General features: G+C 33.8%; 20 protein-coding genes. 8 read left to right on the top strand and 12 right to left on the bottom strand.

All coding sequences use genetic code 11. The features are described 5' to 3' along the window. Positions 1-65: 65 nt before the first annotated feature. Genes IPZ78_RS05070 through purE form a run of 4 tightly spaced genes read left to right on the top strand, consistent with a single transcriptional unit; the run spans position 66 to position 2,829 of the window. The gene (locus IPZ78_RS05070) at positions 66-656 is read left to right on the top strand and encodes an NADH-quinone oxidoreductase subunit A (RefSeq protein ID WP_225551909.1); all 591 of its coding nucleotides are present in this window, start codon (positions 66-68) and stop codon (positions 654-656) included. Further along, entirely contained in the window at positions 653-1,165 is a 513-nt protein-coding gene (locus IPZ78_RS05065) for an NADH-quinone oxidoreductase subunit B (RefSeq protein ID WP_225551908.1), read from the top strand. The genes IPZ78_RS05070 and IPZ78_RS05065 overlap by 4 nt, the downstream gene beginning before the upstream one ends. A gap of 8 nt (positions 1,166-1,173) precedes the next feature. After that, positions 1,174-2,316 (top strand): 5-(carboxyamino)imidazole ribonucleotide synthase, encoded by a 1,143-nt coding sequence (locus tag IPZ78_RS05060; protein ID WP_225551907.1) that lies wholly within the window; start codon positions 1,174-1,176, stop codon positions 2,314-2,316. Between the two features lie 6 nt (positions 2,317-2,322). Further along, positions 2,323-2,829: a 5-(carboxyamino)imidazole ribonucleotide mutase gene (purE, locus tag IPZ78_RS05055; RefSeq protein WP_225551906.1), complete on the top strand. Its 507-nt coding sequence runs from the start codon at positions 2,323-2,325 to the stop codon at positions 2,827-2,829. Positions 2,830-2,878: 49 nt separating this feature from the next. On the opposite strand, the gene IPZ78_RS05050 is transcribed toward purE, so the two are convergent. From IPZ78_RS05050 to bshA, 5 genes are all read right to left on the bottom strand, one after another. Next, a complete protein-coding gene (locus IPZ78_RS05050; RefSeq protein WP_225551905.1) occupies positions 2,879-4,555 on the bottom strand; it encodes a M64 family metallopeptidase in 1,677 nt (558 codons plus the stop codon). A gap of 189 nt (positions 4,556-4,744) precedes the next feature. Continuing rightward, positions 4,745-5,731 (bottom strand): sugar phosphate isomerase/epimerase family protein, encoded by a 987-nt coding sequence (locus tag IPZ78_RS05045; RefSeq protein WP_225551904.1) that lies wholly within the window; start codon positions 5,729-5,731, stop codon positions 4,745-4,747. A 213-nt stretch (positions 5,732-5,944) separates the two neighbouring features. Then, on the bottom strand, positions 5,945-6,508 hold the full coding sequence (gene frr, locus IPZ78_RS05040; RefSeq protein WP_225551903.1) for a ribosome recycling factor: 564 nt from the start codon (positions 6,506-6,508) through the stop codon (positions 5,945-5,947). Positions 6,509-6,527: 19 nt separating this feature from the next. Next, positions 6,528-7,232 (bottom strand): UMP kinase, encoded by a 705-nt coding sequence (gene pyrH / locus IPZ78_RS05035; RefSeq protein ID WP_225551902.1) that lies wholly within the window; start codon positions 7,230-7,232, stop codon positions 6,528-6,530. Positions 7,233-7,312: 80 nt separating this feature from the next. Next, complete coding sequence (gene bshA / locus IPZ78_RS05030; protein ID WP_225551901.1) at positions 7,313-8,446, bottom strand: N-acetyl-alpha-D-glucosaminyl L-malate synthase BshA; 1,134 nt, start codon at positions 8,444-8,446, stop codon at positions 7,313-7,315. Positions 8,447-8,529: 83 nt separating this feature from the next. On the opposite strand from bshA, the gene arfB reads away from it, so the two are divergent. From arfB to IPZ78_RS05010, 4 genes are all read left to right on the top strand, one after another. Further along, entirely contained in the window at positions 8,530-8,937 is a 408-nt protein-coding gene (gene arfB / locus IPZ78_RS05025) for an alternative ribosome rescue aminoacyl-tRNA hydrolase ArfB (protein WP_225551900.1), read from the top strand. Positions 8,938-9,110: 173 nt separating this feature from the next. Beyond that, positions 9,111-9,479 carry a BlaI/MecI/CopY family transcriptional regulator gene (locus IPZ78_RS05020; protein WP_225551899.1) on the top strand — a complete coding sequence of 123 codons (369 nt, stop codon included), beginning with the start codon at positions 9,111-9,113 and terminating at the stop codon, positions 9,477-9,479. Positions 9,480-9,507: 28 nt separating this feature from the next. Next, on the top strand, positions 9,508-11,505 hold the full coding sequence (locus IPZ78_RS05015) for an energy transducer TonB (protein WP_225551898.1): 1,998 nt from the start codon (positions 9,508-9,510) through the stop codon (positions 11,503-11,505). 24 nt (positions 11,506-11,529) lie between these two features. After that, complete coding sequence (locus tag IPZ78_RS05010; RefSeq protein ID WP_225551896.1) at positions 11,530-12,387, top strand: hypothetical protein; 858 nt, start codon at positions 11,530-11,532, stop codon at positions 12,385-12,387. 33 nt (positions 12,388-12,420) lie between these two features. Here IPZ78_RS05010 and IPZ78_RS05005 read toward each other — a convergent pair whose 3' ends face one another. The 7 genes from IPZ78_RS05005 to tatC all read right to left on the bottom strand — a co-directional run bounded on the left by IPZ78_RS05005 (position 12,421) and on the right by tatC (position 18,251). After that, positions 12,421-13,212: a hypothetical protein gene (locus tag IPZ78_RS05005; protein WP_225551895.1), complete on the bottom strand. Its 792-nt coding sequence runs from the start codon at positions 13,210-13,212 to the stop codon at positions 12,421-12,423. Position 13,213: 1 nt separating this feature from the next. After that, the gene (locus IPZ78_RS05000) at positions 13,214-13,567 is read right to left on the bottom strand and encodes a GntR family transcriptional regulator (RefSeq protein WP_225551893.1); all 354 of its coding nucleotides are present in this window, start codon (positions 13,565-13,567) and stop codon (positions 13,214-13,216) included. Between the two features lie 2 nt (positions 13,568-13,569). Further along, positions 13,570-14,382, bottom strand: a complete 813-nt coding sequence (locus IPZ78_RS04995; protein WP_225551892.1) for a hypothetical protein — start codon at positions 14,380-14,382, stop codon at positions 13,570-13,572. A 3-nt stretch (positions 14,383-14,385) separates the two neighbouring features. Then, entirely contained in the window at positions 14,386-15,192 is an 807-nt protein-coding gene (locus tag IPZ78_RS04990) for an ATP-binding cassette domain-containing protein (RefSeq protein ID WP_225551890.1), read from the bottom strand. Between the two features lie 153 nt (positions 15,193-15,345). Next, entirely contained in the window at positions 15,346-16,932 is a 1,587-nt protein-coding gene (locus IPZ78_RS04985) for a M28 family peptidase (protein ID WP_225551888.1), read from the bottom strand. 9 nt (positions 16,933-16,941) lie between these two features. Next, positions 16,942-17,373 (bottom strand): ribose 5-phosphate isomerase B, encoded by a 432-nt coding sequence (gene rpiB, locus IPZ78_RS04980; RefSeq protein ID WP_225551886.1) that lies wholly within the window; start codon positions 17,371-17,373, stop codon positions 16,942-16,944. 11 nt (positions 17,374-17,384) lie between these two features. Continuing rightward, entirely contained in the window at positions 17,385-18,251 is an 867-nt protein-coding gene (gene tatC, locus IPZ78_RS04975) for a twin-arginine translocase subunit TatC (RefSeq protein ID WP_225551884.1), read from the bottom strand. Between the last annotated feature and the right edge of the window lie 21 nt (positions 18,252-18,272).

Below are 18,272 nucleotides of genomic sequence, written 5' to 3'. Positions count from 1 at the left end.
TCTTTTTATAAATGAATTTTGTTCCTTAATTTTAGAGCTAAAGAATTAATTGTTAATTTTGTAATATGGACGATCATCCCACACAGTTATCTGAGTATGGATCTATTCTCTTAATAGGAGTTGTAGGTATTCTTTTGGTCTGTGTGACGATGTTTATGTCTAAGCTTTTAGCGCCTAATAAACCTAATCCAATCAAGTTAAGTACTTATGAGTGTGGTGAAGAAACCACGGGAAGTTCTTGGGTGCAGTTCAATCCTAGATTTTACGTTATCGCATTAGTGTTCCTTTTATTTGATGTAGAGCTAATTTTTGTTTTCCCTTGGGCTACCGTCTTTGGGCAGGCTGAATTAATTGCTGCAGACAGTAGATGGGGATGGTTTACGTTGATTGAAATGGGGATATTCTTAGGTATTTTAATTCTAGGTTTAGTATATGTTTGGGTACGAGGAGATTTAGATTGGGTAAGACCAAAACATACTATACCATCAGTTGATACAGGAATTCCATTGCGTGCATATGAAGCTCTAAATAAAAAGCAGTATCACATTAAAGATTATAAATCTGTTGATGTTAGTACAGTCATTACTGAAAAAGTAGAGGTACAACCTAAAGTTTCATTAGGATTCAAGCTTAGAATAAAAAAACCAAACGCATGACAAATCTAGAACAACAACTTAAATCAGATGGTGTTATTGTCGCTAAAATAGATGATTTATTAAATTGGGCTCGTTTATCGTCGATGTGGCCTATGAGTTTTGGTATTGCATGTTGTGCGATTGAGATGATGGGAGCAATGGCTTCTACGTACGATTTAGATCGATTTGGCGTTTTCCCAAGGCCTTCACCTAGACAATCTGATGTCATGATCATTGCAGGTACAGTGACTTTTAAAATGGCAGATCGTATCAAACGCTTGTATGAACAAATGCCAGAACCACGTTACGTGATTTCAATGGGGTCATGTTCTAATTGTGGTGGACCTTATTGGCAACATGGATACCATGTCGTGAAAGGTGTTGACAAGATTATTCCAGTGGATGTGTATGTGCAAGGATGTCCTCCACGTCCAGAAGCTTTGATTGGTGCATTTTTAGAATTACAAAAGAAAATAGAAAAGGAACAAATTTTTCACGATAAGTATTTTGAAGAAACTGTTAATAGTTAAAATATAATATGGCAAAAGATTTTTATGGTGAGTTGCAGTTAGGTATTCTTGGTGGTGGTCAACTGGGCCGTATGTTTATCCAAGAAGCTATCAATTACAACGTAAATGTGCATATACTTGATCCGGATAAAAATGCTCCGTGTCGCAAGTTGTGCAATCATTTCGAATGTGGCTCATTGAGTGATTACGATACTGTTTACAATTTTGGTAAAGATTTAGATGTGATTACTATCGAAATCGAGAAAGTAAATGTGGATGCTTTGGAGAAATTAGAGGAAGAGGGAGTAATTGTGTATCCACAATCTCGCGTAATTCGTTTGATTCAAGATAAAGGATTGCAAAAGCAATTCTTTAAACAAAATGATATACCTACTTCAGCATTTCAGTTTATATCGAATGTGGATTCATTGAAAACCGCCAATTTATCTATTCCTTACGTACAGAAGTTACGTAAAGATGGTTATGATGGTAAAGGAGTGAAAATGATTCGTACGGAAGATGATTTGTCTAAAGCATTTACTGAGCCATCGATAATTGAAGAAATTGTTGATTTTGAAAAAGAAATTGCAGTTATCGTCGCTCGAAATGATAAAGGTGAAGTGAAAACTTTCCCTATGGTTGAAATGGAATTCAATCCAGAAGCTAATTTGGTAGAGTTCTTGATTTCACCCTCTACGTATAGTTTCGAAATTCAGCAACAAGCAGAAGAATTGGCGAAAAAAATCGCTAATGACTTACAGATTGTAGGTCTGTTGGCTGTGGAAATGTTCTTAACGAAACAAGGAGAAATTTTGGTTAATGAATTGGCTCCACGTCCACATAATTCAGGTCATCAAACGATTGAAGGTAACTTTACATCGCAATTTGCACAACATATGCGCGCTATATTTAATCTTCCTTTAGGTGATACTTCCGCGCGATCAAATGCAGTGATGATTAATTTATTAGGAGAAGAGGGTTACGAAGGATTGGCAAAATATGAAGGGGTAGAAGAGGTGTTGCGTATGGATGGGGTTTACATTCATCTATATGGTAAAAAATATACAAAACCTTTCCGTAAAATGGGGCATGTGTGTATTGTGAATGCTGATAGAGAATTGGCGATTAGCAATGCGCGCAAAGTACAAGAAATATTAAAAGTAATTGCTTAAAAGTATATGAATTCACAATCCGTGCAAGTAGGCATCATTATGGGAAGTAAATCAGATCTTCCTGTGATGCAAGATGCTGTAGATGTTTTAAAAGAATTAGGTGTGTCATTTGAAGTAACAATTGTGTCTGCTCACCGTACACCACATCGTATGTTTGAGTATGCTGAAACTGCTGCTGACCGTGGTTTAAAAGTGATTATTGCAGGAGCTGGTGGGGCTGCCCATTTACCAGGTATGGTAGCTTCTATTACGCATTTGCCTGTCATTGGTGTTCCTGTTAAATCATCTAATTCTATTGATGGTTGGGATTCGGTTTTGTCTATATTACAAATGCCTAATGGTATTCCTGTAGCAACTGTAGCGTTGAATGCAGCAAAAAATGCGGGTATCTTAGCTGCACAAATTATTGGTACAAATGATGAACAAGTAGCCTCTAATCTTTTAGCTTTCAAAAAAGTATTGAAAGAAAAGGTGGAAGAAACAGCCTCTGAAGTAGAGAATATGAAATTTTAGCTAAATAAAAAAGGGACTTTAAAGTCCCTTTTTTATTTAGCTATGCTAACTATTTAAGTTTGATTTCAAAGCTATCGCTTTTACATGTAGACACCTTGTCTATTAATTCCAAATAGATTGAATTTGGTGCTTCATCCATAGGGATTTCGATTTCAGCTCTCGATTGACCTCTCAAAGGTGATTTTTTACCTCCGATATCCCAAATCAACTTATACTTTTTTAATAAATCTTGGTTCACCGTTATCTTGTATTTACCATTGCTTAGAGCCACATTTATATCGGTAGGTCTCTCAATTTCTGCTAATAGTTTAATATGTATAGGTTTTTTAACGGATGATTTTTTCTTATAATGTGCCGAGACAAAATATGTATTGTCTTTTTTAAGCCTCGGTGTAACCCAATTTGATCCTGTAGCTATCGGTTTCCTGCTTTTTTCAGATTCATACCACTTGTATATAATTCCGGATTGTGGATTTTTTACAGTTAAGGCTTGATAGCCATTGAAACAAGTTTCTAAAGTATCTCCCCATGTAGAAACAACTGGATCTAGTTCAAAATCTTTTTCGGCATTAATTTGCCAGGTTTTGCTAAAGCCATCTGGTTGGTGGTTTGGATTTCGAACGAGCAATGTTGTATCTTTTACCTCTACTTTAAGTGTATTGATACCTTTTTGTAAAATACCTTTATTGAGATATATCGAGTCTTGATTGTGTGTTAATATTTTTCCATTTAAATACCATCTTACACGCATCGTGTTCGGGCTAGGTTTTAAAATGTTTACCCCAAATTTATTTGCATCTTTAACATCCACAATTTGGTCTGCTTTTGGAAATACTCTAGTTATAGGGTTTGATTTGTTGTGAATAGTTTGTACAAATACTTCTTGACAAACACTACAAAACGGAGCGACTAAGTATTGCATTTTACAAAATTCATGTGGTCTAAACCATTTTGCTCTAGAGTCTTTTGCTCCGTAAGAATATACACCAATGCCGTTTGTACCAATCCAATGGCTCCACGAAACTTTTTTGGGATCAGCTTCCTGTGTTCTGTTTGGTCCTTCAGTAGCATATTGATTTCCTGCCCAGTATTCATCGCCCAGGTGAGCAAAGGAATGCCCTATTTCATGTACGGCGATTTCATTACTTTTAAAATTTACCGTTGCTGTGGCATATTTCCCACCAGATCCACCATAATAGGGTGAGTTTACAAGAATAACAACTTGTGTATAATTTGGAATATGATTTTCAAGTACTTCTTCGATTTTATCTCCTTTTTGTGGGACTACGAGTCTATGAATTCCTGCATTATCAAAACTACTTCCAAAAATTGTATTTGGAGATATTTCTGGTACTGCTATTCGTGTGGGAAATTGGTTAAATCTTGGGTGTAGATTTTCTTCGTTGTGGTGCACTTTTGGACAGTCACTAGCAGTACAAGTATGTGTTGCGCCAGATTCCTCCGAAATGGTGTTAATAGCAAATACGTTAAAATAGTTAATGTATTGACTAAAAGGCTCTGTTTTAAAAAAATACTCTGTAAATCTTTTTGCATCTTCTTGAAAATAAACTATTTCATCAGCTGTGTATCCATCTCCTAATATGACAAGATTAACAATGTTTTCACTACTACCTTGATATTGTAAGCTGTCTATTTTAAAGCTCTGAGCAGAACCGTGAAGTGCAATTAGAAAGGATATTAAAGTTGCTATCAAATATTTCATCATTAGATATGTTATTATGGTTTAGGTATTAAATCAAAATTATATCTTAATGTGATAGCAATGTTTACATATATTGTCCTTTGATAATCATTTTTAGATAAGACTTAAAAGTTGATGAGCAATAATGATGTATAATTGAGTGTGGATTAGAAATATTTAGCCAAATAAAAAAGGGACTTTTAAGTCCCTTTTTTATTTGGCTAAATATTTCTGTACGTAATCGTAACTTTTTTTAACACTCTCAAATTTGTTTGGCATATAGATGTCATCTTGTTCGACGAAAGCGTGTACTAAGCCTGATTTTTGAGCAGCTTTTGCAATATTAACAAAATCAATATTTCCAGTTCCTAGCTCCGTATAGCGAACTTCTTTAAAAATCGAATCTAAAGGTGCATGATCGTATTTTTCGCCAATAACAGGATTCGTAAATTGTTTGTCCATGTCCTTCACATGCCACATTTCAAACCTTCCTGGATATTTGTCAATATAAGAGATAGGGTTTAATCCAGCTTTTTCAATCCAATACAAATCCAATTCAAATGCTACGAGATCTTTTTCTGTAAAAGCTAACATAATATCTAAACCTCTTGTGTTATTTGCAAATTGTCTGAATTCCCAAAAGTGATTGTGGTACCCTATTTTTAGCCCAGATTTTTTAGCGATTTCACCAGCTTTATTTAGTTGTTCAGCTGCGTATTGGTAGTCTTCTACTTTAAGATTATTTAGATCATGCATAGGATTGACAGGCGCGATGACGTAGTGTTGGCCTAATTCAGCTGCTATTTCTACGTACTTCTCAATGCTTTCTTTGTCATTATTATTGCGATCAAGATATTTACTTAGATCATAGTGTCCGCTAAAAGTTGATAGTCCGTTATCTGAAAGTATTTTTTTTAATTCAGGAACTTTTACTCCCCAAAATGTGTTATTAGACACGTCTACACCAAATGTTTCGATATTGGTATAGCCTATTTTGGCAACAGTTTCTAAAGTAAGCTTGGGGTCTTGATTTAATAAATCACGTAATGAATAAATTTGTAAACCAATGTTTTGAAGTGGCCCTGTTGCTGAAATAGCTTTGTTGGCCGTTTGACAAGCAGAAAGTAAAGAGGAACCAAAATAAGCACCTAAAGCGCCTATTCCTGCCTGTTTTAAAAAATGTCTTCTTGAGTTTTGCATGTTTATATGGTTGTATTAGTTGATTTCTAATCTAGATTATTAGTAAATATGTAGCAAAAACGAAAGCTGGTATATTAAGAATTGACCATGCTGAATGAATAAAGCTTTCCATAATTTATTTATAATGTTGTATAAATATAATAATTTTAACTTTAAATCAAAGGGCTTCCATTATACATGGAAGCCCTTTGGTTATATAAAGAAATAGTAGACTTATACTGTCATAATATCTTTTTCTTTCAATTCAGCTAATTGATCAACTTTAGCAATGTAAGCATCTGTTAATTTTTGAACTTCTGCTTCACCAACTTTGATTTCATCCTCAGATGCGCCATCATTTTTCAATTTTTTGATAGACTCATTTACATCTTTACGGATGTTGCGAACAGCTACACGACCTTTTTCCGTTTCTTCTTTGGCTTTTTTCACTAAGTCACGTCTTCTTTCTTCTGTAAGAGCAGGAATTGCTAAGCGAATTACGACACCATCATTTTGTGGATTTAGACCAATGTTGGAATCAATAATTGCTTTTTCAATTGTTCCTAACATGTTTTTTTCCCAAGGTTGAATTACCAATGTACGAGCATCAGTTGTGTTCACATTAGCGACTTGAGAAAGCGGAGTTGCAGAACCGTAGTAATCTACATGAATTCCATCTAACATAGATGGTGTAGCTTTACCAGCACGAATTTTTGTTAGTTCTGACTCGGTATGTGCGACTGCTTTAGTCATTTTTTCTTTGCAGTCGTCCAATTCTATAGAAATCAGTTCGTTCATATGTTTTTATGTTAAATACTTAACTTACAACAGTACCAATATGCTCACCATCAGCTAATTTTCTCAAATTACCAGGTTTGTTCATATCAAATACAATAATAGGAAGGTTATTTTCTTGACATAATGTAAATGCTGTCATATCCATTACATTTAATCCCTTTTGGTATACTTCATTGAATGAAATATGTTCAAATTTAGTTGCCGTTGGATCTTTTTCAGGATCAGCTGTATAGATACCATCTACACGTGTTCCTTTTAATACAGCGTCCGCATTGATTTCAATAGCACGCAAAGAAGCAGCTGTATCAGTAGTGAAGTAAGGATTACCTGTACCTGCACCGAAGATTACAATTCTTCCTTTTTCTAAATGTCTAACTGCTCTACGGCGAATGAATGGTTCACAAATTTGTTCCATTTTGATAGCCGTTAGCAATCTTGTTTTCAATCCTACTTTTTCTAATGCATCTTGCAAAGCCATGCTGTTGATTACAGTGGCTAACATGCCCATATAATCGGCTTGGACTCTATCCATACCCGCTTTTTCAGCACTAAGTCCACGGTAGATATTTCCACCTCCAATGACAATTGCTATTTCTAAACCTTGAGAATGAATTTCTTTGATATCGTTAGCGTATTGAGCTACGCGATTAATGTCGATACCATAATTTTGCTCACCCATTAGGGCTTCGCCGCTAAGTTTTAGTAGGATACGTTTATATTTCATATAGTTTTTTCTTTGGAAGACTTCCAAAAGACAAAGATATAACTTTTTTGCTGCTATCTAAGGCAGTATAAGTATTTGTTTTATTTTTTTGAATTTGTGATCGCCTGTTGATAATATTCTTCATACAACGGTAAAATCTGACTAATTTCAAATTTTCGTGCATGATCGTAAGCTGCTTGCTTGAATTCTTCTAGTCTATCGCAATCTTCTAAAATGTAAATGGCGTTTTTTGCCATCTCATCAATGTCACCTACATCACTCAGAAAACCCGTGATTCCTTGCTCATTTAATTCAGGAAGTCCGCCAATATTGGTGGAGATAACAGGAACTCGACAAGCCATTGCTTCTAATGCCGCCAGTCCAAAGCTTTCGGAAGACGATGGCATTAAGAACAAATCCGAAACAGATAAGATCTCTTCAACTGCATCTTGCTTACCCAAAAAACGGACTGAATTCGAAATACCCAATTGACGAGACAATTCTTCTGCATTACTGCGTTCTGGGCCATCACCCACCATTAATAATTTACTAGGAATGGTTTGTGAGACTTTGTGAAAAATACGTACTACATCTTGTGTGTTTTTCACTTTGCGAAAATTAGAGGTGTGTACCAATATACGTTCATTTCCTGGAGCTATCGCTTTTTTGAAATGTTCTCTATTTTTACTCACAAAACGTGTAAGATCAATGAAGTTTGGTATAACTTTAATGTCTCTCGTAATATCGAAAGACTCTAAGGTCTGGCTTTTTAAATTTTCGGAAACTGTCGTCACACCGTCTGATTCATTGATGGAGAATGTAACAACTGGTTTGAATGTTTTGTCTTTTCCGACCAGGGTAATATCTGTGCCGTGCAATGTCGTCACTACTGGAATATTAATCCCGTAGGTTTTTAAAATTTGCTTTGCTAAATATGCAGCAGAGGCATGCGGAATAGCGTAATGTACATGAAGTACATCCAGCTCAACAAAGCGCACAACATCTACCAATTTACTTGCTAAAGCGGATTCGTAAGGTGGAAAATCAAATAGGGGATATTGAGAAATGGATACTTCATGGTAATATAGGTTCTCTAAAAAGAAATCCAATCGAGCAGGTTTATTGTAGGTGATAAAATGTACTTCGTGTCCTTTAGAAGCCAAGCCTTTACCTAATTCTGTCGCTACGACACCAGATCCTCCAAACGTTGGATAACAAACAATTCCTATCTTCATGAAGATTTATTTATAATTTTATAACAAGCAAAGGTAAGGAAGGTTTTACATTCGTTTTGCAATAAAAACGTAATCTTTATGTTATGATAGTTGATTCTGAGGGTTTAAAGAAAGAAATAAAATATAAAACAGCGCGTTCATCGGGCGCTGGTGGGCAAAATGTAAATAAAGTCGAAACGAAGGTTTCTTTGCTTTGGGATTTTGAAAACTCTCAATTACTGAATGAAAATCAAAAGTTTATTTTAGGGACAAAACTTTTTAATAGACTACAATCTGAAGGAATGCTTCAAATTGATGCTTCTGAAAGCCGTAGTCAATTGGCTAATAAAGATATAGCTTTTGAGAAATTACTTAGTTTAGTTAATCAAGCTTTGAAAGTCGATAAAAAGCGTATTCCAACAAAAATACCTCGTTCGAAAATCCTTGCTCGCCTAGATCGAAAAACAAAACATGGCGAGAAAAAGTCTAACCGAAGGTGGAAAATGGATTAATATTTTTAAACTTTTTGTTACAAATAAGCTTAAGGCTTTATTACTTAGTGATGTAATGGGGCCTTTTTTTATGAAAACTAAAAAAATAGTTGTATAACTAAAAAATTAGTTATAGTTTAGTTTTAGTAATCGATTATAGGCAGACGTGCCAATTTATTTTTATAAACAGAGTTATGGACGAAATCAAAGAATTGACAAAGGCGGAAGAGCAAATCATGCACGAATTGTGGGAGATGGGAGGAGGCTTCGTAAAAGAAGTGATTGACCGATTACCCGAACCAAAGCCTGCATACAATACTGTTTCTACGATAATTCGTATTCTTGAGACCAAGGGTTTTGTGAATCACGAGGCTTATGGTAAGAGTCATAAATATATTCCAGCGATCAGCAAAGAAGACTACAAGAAGGTAGTTGCCGACAAACTGCTGAGTGGCTATTTTGAAAATTCACCCAAACAGATGCTTTCTTTCTTTTTGGAAGAAAACAAATTGGATGTCAAAGATCTGGATGATATTTTGAGCATTATCAATAAGCACAAATAAAATTATAAACTACTTATAAACTTTCGTTATGATAATCTATCTGCTATTAGTCAATATAGCTGTCATCATAAGTTATAGCTTATACTATTTCAGCTTCAGGAAATTAACTTTTTTCCAATGGAATCGAGTTTATTTGCTCAGTACTACTTTTATCGCACTATTGATTCCGATAGGAATATTTATAGATTTATCTTCTTTTTTTGAAGATGATATCATCATTCCTATGATCAATGTACATGAATTTATTGATATACCTATAGTGTATGCACAACAGACTTCTTCTTTGTATTTGGTCGATGTGTTGAAATGGCTCTATATTGTGGGATTGATTGTGAGTGTTGGAATTATACTGTGGAGACTGTGGCATGTACATAAAATGTTCAAAAGTGACGCGCCTTTTTTGGGTTTCTCTTTTTTTAATAAGATGTTTTTAGGAGGGGAAGTTAAGTCCTATCAAAGTATTGAACGTCATGAGGAAATTCACATGGAACAAGGACACAGTTATGATGTGCTATTTATGGAAGTGTTCAAAGCGTTGAATTGGTTTAATCCTGTAGTGTACAGTATGGCAAAGGAAATCAAATTCCAACATGAATGTATAGCGGATGAATTGAGTTCGGAAGATAAAGTAGCTTATGCCGAGTTATTAGTGGCTCATGCGATGAAAGTACCGCATAATGTGCTGGTGCATGAGTTTTCCAATCAATCATTTTTAAAGAAAAGAATTATGATGTTATTCAAAAATAAATCATCAAAAAATAAGCGTTTTTTGTATTTGGGGATTATTCCATCCGTGCTGGTTGTAGGCTTATCAACTATAGTATTTAATACCTCTAGGGCTAAAAGTGTCGTAGCAAAGGTTGAATCAAAGATAGAGGATGTGAAATTACCATCATCTGATATTTCATTAAATACAGTAAATCCTACTACAGTTCAGCCGAATCAATTAGACTCTGTTAACCCAGTTAGTCAAATTGTGGCTAATGATACGATTAAAGAAGGGGGGGATGAAGTTTTTGTAACAACAGAGATAAATCCAGAGCCTAAGGGAGGTTTGAATGCTTTTCGTAAGTGGATAGGTGATAATTATATATATCCTCAAGCCGCAATTGATGCAGGGGATAAAGGTACGATAAGAACTACCTTTGTAGTCGAAAAAGATGGCTCGTTGTCGGATATTAAAATTTTAGAAGATTTAGGTCATGGAACGGGAGAAGCAGCTGTAAATGTTCTAAAAAAATCTCCCAAATGGTTACCGGCTATACAGAATGGTCGTAAAGTACGTTATGCATTTGAATTACCAATTCGTTTGGATTTGACGGATATGGGTGAAGTAAAAGAGAAACTACCAAGAGCAGAACCTGCTTTAGGATATAATCAGCTTCGAAAAAGAATAAATGATAATTTTAAGCTTCCTAGAGCTCTCAATAGCAAAGATGTTGATCCATATGTTTATCTGAAATTTGAAGTAGCTCCCGATGGAATTATCAAGCCAAACGGAGGTAAATCGGATTTAGGTATTGAATTCATAACAGAATTATCTAATCATATAAAAATATCGGAATGGATTCCGGCAGTTGTTGATGGTCAAAAAGTGAAATCAGAAGGAAGTATTTGGATAAAATTTGATCGATCGGGTAAAATCATTGAAGACTATACTCGTGTAGAGATCATACCTGAACCAAAAGGAGGTGTGACTGCTTTTCATAAATATTTACAATCAAATTTAAAGTATCCATCAGGTCTAGATAAAAATAAGAAAAATAAATTTCTCCATAGATTTATTGTCGATAAAGATGGTAAACCAAGAACTGTTCAATCCAAATCATCTTATGTAACTTTTCAAATCGTTCCAGAGGTAATTTCAGATGCTACTCAGGTGATTAATGACTATGGTAAATGGGCTCCAGGAATCATTGATGGACAAAAGGTGGAAGTATCTTATGCGCTAGTTGTCGAGTTTAATAAGGGAAATATTACAACAAGTTTAAAGAGAGGAGTTTTTGATAAATCATCCCTTCTTTAATCAGTGATGTTAATTAGGTGTGGGATGATTAGACAAGTTTATCAATTCCTTTTTTACCTGTTGGTAATAGTTGTTATATCTGTTTCTTGCTCTTCTTACAAGTTTGCAAAGGAAAGTGTATTCGTGGATGATGTGGATGAATATTTTAATCCTACATTGAAGATGAATGTCTGGACGTATATGAATTTTTATCCTTATCGAGGAGGAAATGATGGTGTTCGTTTGAAAGATTTTTATCCAATGGACAAGGAAGTTTTGAAGAAATTAGGTATAAAGGCCAAGGGAATAAATATTCTATTTTCAGCAGTGCCAAATTCAAAACCCAATTATCATTTGATTGCGCTATTTCATGAAACTAACCTTCCAAATAATGTTGGATTTGAAAGGAAAGAGGTTAATAAGAAGCAATATTATTTTCAAAAGGACTTGGAAATTGGGAGATTGGATGTTCGTCATGTACTAATTCCATTTGAAAACAATAATAAAATGTTGAGTTTGGTATATTATATCAGTAGTGAACTTCATCTTGATTGTCGCTTTTGTAAATTGGATTACTTAGCCTATATTAATACGGTGAACCTGCAAGATTCAACACAACAACAGTATCGTAATAATTGGGTCATTGCTGAGAATCTAACGGATCAAGGAGTTGCTCTTGAAATTTCAGTGCCACAACCTATTCAAAAAAGGAAAGAAAAAGTATTGTTAAAGGTATTTGCGGAATATGAAACCGAGACGGGTATTAATTATTTCCATATTCTTGATGGAAAAGAAAAAACTGATAAAATAACACTTAAGCTATTACCTAACCGCTATTTTCTAGAATATCAAGATGAAAAGTTTAATACTATTTATCGCGATACGATTCAAGTAAATAAATAATAAAAAGCAAGATTCTTAGAATCTTGCTTTTTATTATTTATTTAAGTTGTAATACGAAAGGTTTCCAGTTGGATAAATATTTATTTTGGAGTTCTTCAAAGCTTGTTCTTGGTTTTCAACATAAAAGCGATTATGATTTACATTTCTAATTTTAATATTTGACTTTCCTGTTAAATTCGCATTTAGGCTATCAATGTTATTAATTTGATCAACATTAACCATACTATTATCAATATTCAGATCTAATTTATTAAGGTTACATGAAAAAATATTTATAGATGATCCATTATTAACATCTATTGGTCCTAATAAATCTTTAACATAAGCTAAAGTCAGCTCTGAACAATTATCAAAAGTTAGTTTGTAATTATTTGATACATAATTATGAACAGTTCCATTTTTAATATTTTGAAATATTATAGACCTATTAATGTCTTTAAGAAAAAATACAATTGATGTATAAAAATCTCCTTTGTCTTGTTCAATAAATAAGGTGTCTTGTACAGTTCTGATTTTTATGTTGGCAGATTCATTAATTGAAAATGTTTCTAATTGTGGGGCTGGTTTTTCAAATCTGAAATGATTATTAAAAGACATCTGGTTACTATTTCCGATTATTTTAATAACCTTAATTTCACTTGAAATTTCATGTTGTTTAGGTAATTCGGGAGCCTTTTCAGTTTTAAGAATAAGTGCAGACAACCAATCTGAAGGCTTAGCTTCTATGTGATTATTTACAAATACTCTCCCTGTGAATTGTGGGATTCCTAGTACTAGGAATGTTAATATTAATGGTATTGCTACGAAAATATAATAGGTTTTCATATTAGTCTTGATTATAGATGTTGATAATTTCTTCTTGTGTGATACCAAGCAATTTGGCTCTGTACAAATCGTTTTTTAATTCATTTTGGATGAAAGATTCTTTACGTAGATTTTTGATTAATGTTGCCGCTTCTAATACCACAAAAAAACCAATACCTCTTTTGTTATAAATGATATTATCGTTTTGCAATTTTTCATAAGCCCGCATTACTGTATTTGGATTCACTTCTAATTCAGTGGCTAGATCTCTAACTGAAATTACTTTATGATCTTCTTTCCATTCCAATTGTAGTATGCGCTCGTATACATATTCCACAATTTGAAGATAAATGGGTTTATTTGAGTTAAAATCCATATTTAACCTTCCCTTTCTTTTAGTAAAAAATAGAAGCTCAAAATCATACAACTTATCATTATAGGCAGGTAGATAAAATATACAATATCGTATGCTATGTTAATATCTATACTAGTACCGGCAGTCATTAGAATCGTTCTATGGACAAGTGCGGCTACTACAGCTACAGAAATTACTAGCAAAATTCCCTTAATTATACCAAACTTTCGAAATAGTAGATTCGATACAAGAATGAATAGGTTTGCTACTAAAGATATTAGTAGTACAGAATAAGGAGATACACGAATAGAATAATTTGTTGATAGAATATAGTCTTGACTGATAGTCTTGTATAGTTCACCTATTTTTTCTTGCATGACTATTAATTCCGGTTGATATATTTTTTGTAAACTATATACGATAATATATTGTAGTCCGTAATTGAATAAAAGACTTATAATGGTGATACCCACAATAACAACGATATAGGAGATAATCTTTTCTATAGGAGAGATCGGGAGCATCTGTAGTTGACTACTTCTTCTATAATAAACCGATGAGGAGATAATAAATGTTAAAGTACAAATGATAGGGACAAGAATCGTTAATTCGTCAATCCTTAGGTTTTCTAAAAAAGTCAGATAATCCATCTCAGATTTGAAGGTTGAAGAATTTTTAAGTCCAACTAATAATACTATTACCTCTTTACTACTTATAAATAAATAAGCTAGAAGAATGAGAAAGGTACGAAGTAATATTTGTTGTATAGAAATATTGCTAGATCCTTGACAGATTTCTCTGATTGAACGTAGCGTGTTTTTTAGTGAGATTTCCATGATTTATAATTTATTTTGTTGCACAGCATTAAATAATACTTCTAAATCGATAAGACTTTCTTCTTGAAGTACATTTTCGGTTATAGTCTTGTAGTTAGCCAAGGAAGTTTCCTGATATAAGGCTTCAGTAATGCTTTCGGTTGTATATTGGAATTTGTATTTATTTGATATGTCGATGGTGCTCATGTCAAATACAAGCTCGCAATCTTTAAGAATAAGGAGATGATCCAAAAGGTTTTCTACATCTTTTACCAAATGTGTAGATATTAGTATTATTTTATTCTCGTCAATTGATTTAGCTAATAGTTTTCGAACAATAGCTTTGCTTGGAATATCCAATCCATTTGTAGGTTCATCTAGCAATAGATATTTGGTGTTTGCAGCTAAAGCAAAGGCTAAAAATAATTTCTTTTGTTGCCCCAAAGACATTGAATTTATTGAGTTATTACGATCAATGTGTAAATCTTGTAATGATTGATAAAAAAAGTCCAATGAAAAGTTCTCGTAAAAGGAGCTGTAAATTGATACGTATTTATCAATATTTAGTGAATAGGATAGCGGCTGATCAGGTAGGAAATAGATTTGCGCGTGAAATTCTTTAGTACGTGAAGTGCTTTTTAGCTGTTCAAGTGCTATATTTCCTTCCCTTGGGAATAGTATCCCAGCAATGAGTTTAAGGAAAGTTGTTTTTCCTTCACCATTTAATCCTAGTAACCCGTATATTTTTCCAGTTTCCAAGTTTGAGGAGACATTTTGGAGAATGGGCTTGTTTTTTTTGTAATAGTAGTTAAGGTTCTTAATATGTATCATTGTTTATAACGTTTTGTAGTGTATTAGTTATCTAATACACTACAAATAAATATATACTTTTTTATATTTCCAAATATAATTGTGAATAAAATAAAAATCCCGTTTTCACATAAGTGAAAAACGGGATTTTTATTTTAAGGAAGGTGGAAGGAATTATCGACCAGTACCTTTTGCATCTTCTAATGGCATATCTACCACAGGCTTTTTATCTCTATTTGCAATTTCCCATGTAACATTGAAAATTAATTTTTCACGTTTTACCATCATAGGGAAGTCTATTTTGTCAACAGTATCTTCTGGTGTGTGGTAGTGCGGATGTAAACCTGAGAAGAAGAACAATGACGGAATACCATTTTTAGCGAAGTTATAATGATCCGAACGGTAATACAAACGCATTGGTTCTTCCGGATGATCGTAGTCATAGTCTAATTTCATTTTGATATCTGAATTCGCTTTCTCTACGATTGGTTTCAAATCCGTACTTAATTTATTAACACCAATTACGTGAATATAGTTGTGATCTCCATTCAAATGCTTGTCGTCTATACGTCCAATCATATCAATATTGATACATGCAACTGTTTTTGTCAAAGGGAAAATAGGATTCTCAACATAATATTCAGAACCTAGTAATCCCTTTTCTTCAGCTGCTAGGCCAATGAAAAGAATACTGCGACGAGATCCTTTACCGTCTTTTTTAGCTTGTGAAAACGCTTTGGCTATTTCAACTACTCCTACAGTTCCAGATCCATTGTCATCTGCACCAGGGAAAAATGTTCCATCAGGTAAAATACCGTCATGATCCCAGTGTCCACATACGACGATTACTTCATCTTTTAAATCAGTTCCTTCTAAGTATCCGATTACATTTGGATCTGTAAATTTTTCATTTTTAACACCCATTGAAGCGTTCAATGAAGATTTTATGATTTTTGCTGGAATAGGGGTAGTGGATGTTACAGATTTGAATTTAACTAAATTAGTATTAATTGATCCTAATAACTGATCAGTAATAGCGTTACCAATGTGTACGATAGGAGTCGATACACGTTGATCAAGGTTTGAATTCCCTTTGTCAAGAGCTACACGCCCCATCATACCACGGTTGTTCATACGTTTGATCATCTCTTCATTTTGAGAGCCGGCAGCTAATATTAATTTAGGATTTAGCTTAGTCAACTCTTGAAGTCTTTTAAATCTGCTTGTTGCCCAAGTAGATTTTGTACGTGTACCTGTGATAATCGAATTACCCTGTGCATCTACTGGTTCGCTTTCATTGATAATCAGAATAACTTTACCAGAGATATCAATATTTTTTAATTCATTGAACTTCTCATCTTGAATACCATAGCCAACAAATACGATATCATCTGCATTGAAAGTAGCAGAGGTATTGTCACCTTGTACATAAAAATCTTTACCATATACAAATTCTTTATTAGCAAGTTTAAACTGATCAACTTTATACGAAACCTGTACTAGTGAAACTGGTTGATAGTAGGATCCATTAGCCAAAGGTTTCAATCCGAAAGATTTAAATTGATCAGCTATATATTTAGCCGTTTTTTCCCCTCCTTCTTGATTCGTACCTCTACCCGCGAAATCTTTACTAGCAAGTATGATCAAATGATTTTTAGAAGATTCTTCTGTTATAACATTAGCGTACTTGGATGAATTTTGAGCTACCGAGCAGCTGTACCCAAGTGGAAGAATAAATAGTAATGATAAGATTCTTTTCATAATATCTTTTTAAGAACATGAAATTTTATTAACACGTGTAGCGTGTCTTCCACCTTCAAAATCTGTTGTGATGAACGTGTTCGTAATTTTTTTTGCCAATTCTATATCAATAAATCGAGCAGGAATACATAAAACATTTGCATTATTATGTTGACGCGCTAATGCTGCTATTTCATTTTGCCAAGCGATTGCAGCACGAATACCTTGATGCTTGTTCGCTGTGATAGCTACACCATTGGCACTTCCACAAACTAAAATACCTAATTCATTTTCTTTATTCTCTACCGATGAAGCTACGGGATGAGCATAATCTGGATAATCAACTGAATCACCTGTTGCTGGTCCAAAATCACTCACTTCATGACCTAGTTCTTTTAAATAATCTACTAATGTAGTTTTGTATTCAAACCCAGCGTGGTCGCTTCCAATTGCAATTTTCATAGTAATATATATTAGTTATTATAAAATTCTTTCTCTTTTAATTCTCTTTTTCGTTGCACGCTGGCTGATACTGAAATACTCAATTCGTACAAAATGAACATTGGCGCACTTACCGTCAACAAAGTAATTATGTCAGCTGTTGGTGTAATAATTGCCGCAATAATCAATATAATGACAACCGCATAACGTCTACTCGCACGCATAAATTGTGGTGTCATTAATCCCAATTTGGATAAAATGAAGATTAAGATTGGTAACAAAAAGATGATACCACAACCTAAAGTCAATGTCGCTATAGTCGATAAATAAGAATCAATTGTAATTTGATTTGTGATTTCGGCACTTAGTGATACATTGGATAGGAAGTTTACTGATAAGGGAACAACGATATAATACCCAAACAGTGCTCCTAAGACAAATAGTATAGTCGCATAAAAAACAAAGCCACTTGCAGATTTGCGTTCTATATCTGTCAGTGCTGGTTTGACAAATAACCACACCTCAAATAATAAGTACGGAAATCCTAATGCCACAGCCATCAACAAACATGAATTGATTTGTAACATAAATTGACCAGCCAATTCAGTATTGATGATGTTGAACGGTATTTTCTCTACACAAAAGCCATTCAAATTCATTAAGTCACCCACTTTACACATCATTCTATAGGTCCAAAAATCAAGATTTTTAGGTCCCATGATGATTTGATTGAATACAAAGTCATAGAAAGTGAATGATAATAGTGCAAATATGATAATGGCAATTACCGATCTGATGATATGCCATCTGAGCACTTCTAAGTGTTCGAAGAATGACATTTCTGATTCTAAAGTTTTACCCTTGTTTTTTATCGCCTCAATAAGTTTTTTATTTGACATAATCGATTTTAAGTAACTAAA

The organism is Sphingobacterium bovistauri (assembly GCF_020295405.1).
Taxonomy (GTDB): Bacteria; Bacteroidota; Bacteroidia; order Sphingobacteriales; family Sphingobacteriaceae; genus Sphingobacterium; species Sphingobacterium bovistauri.
This window is presented reverse-complemented; position numbering and strand designations above follow the sequence as displayed.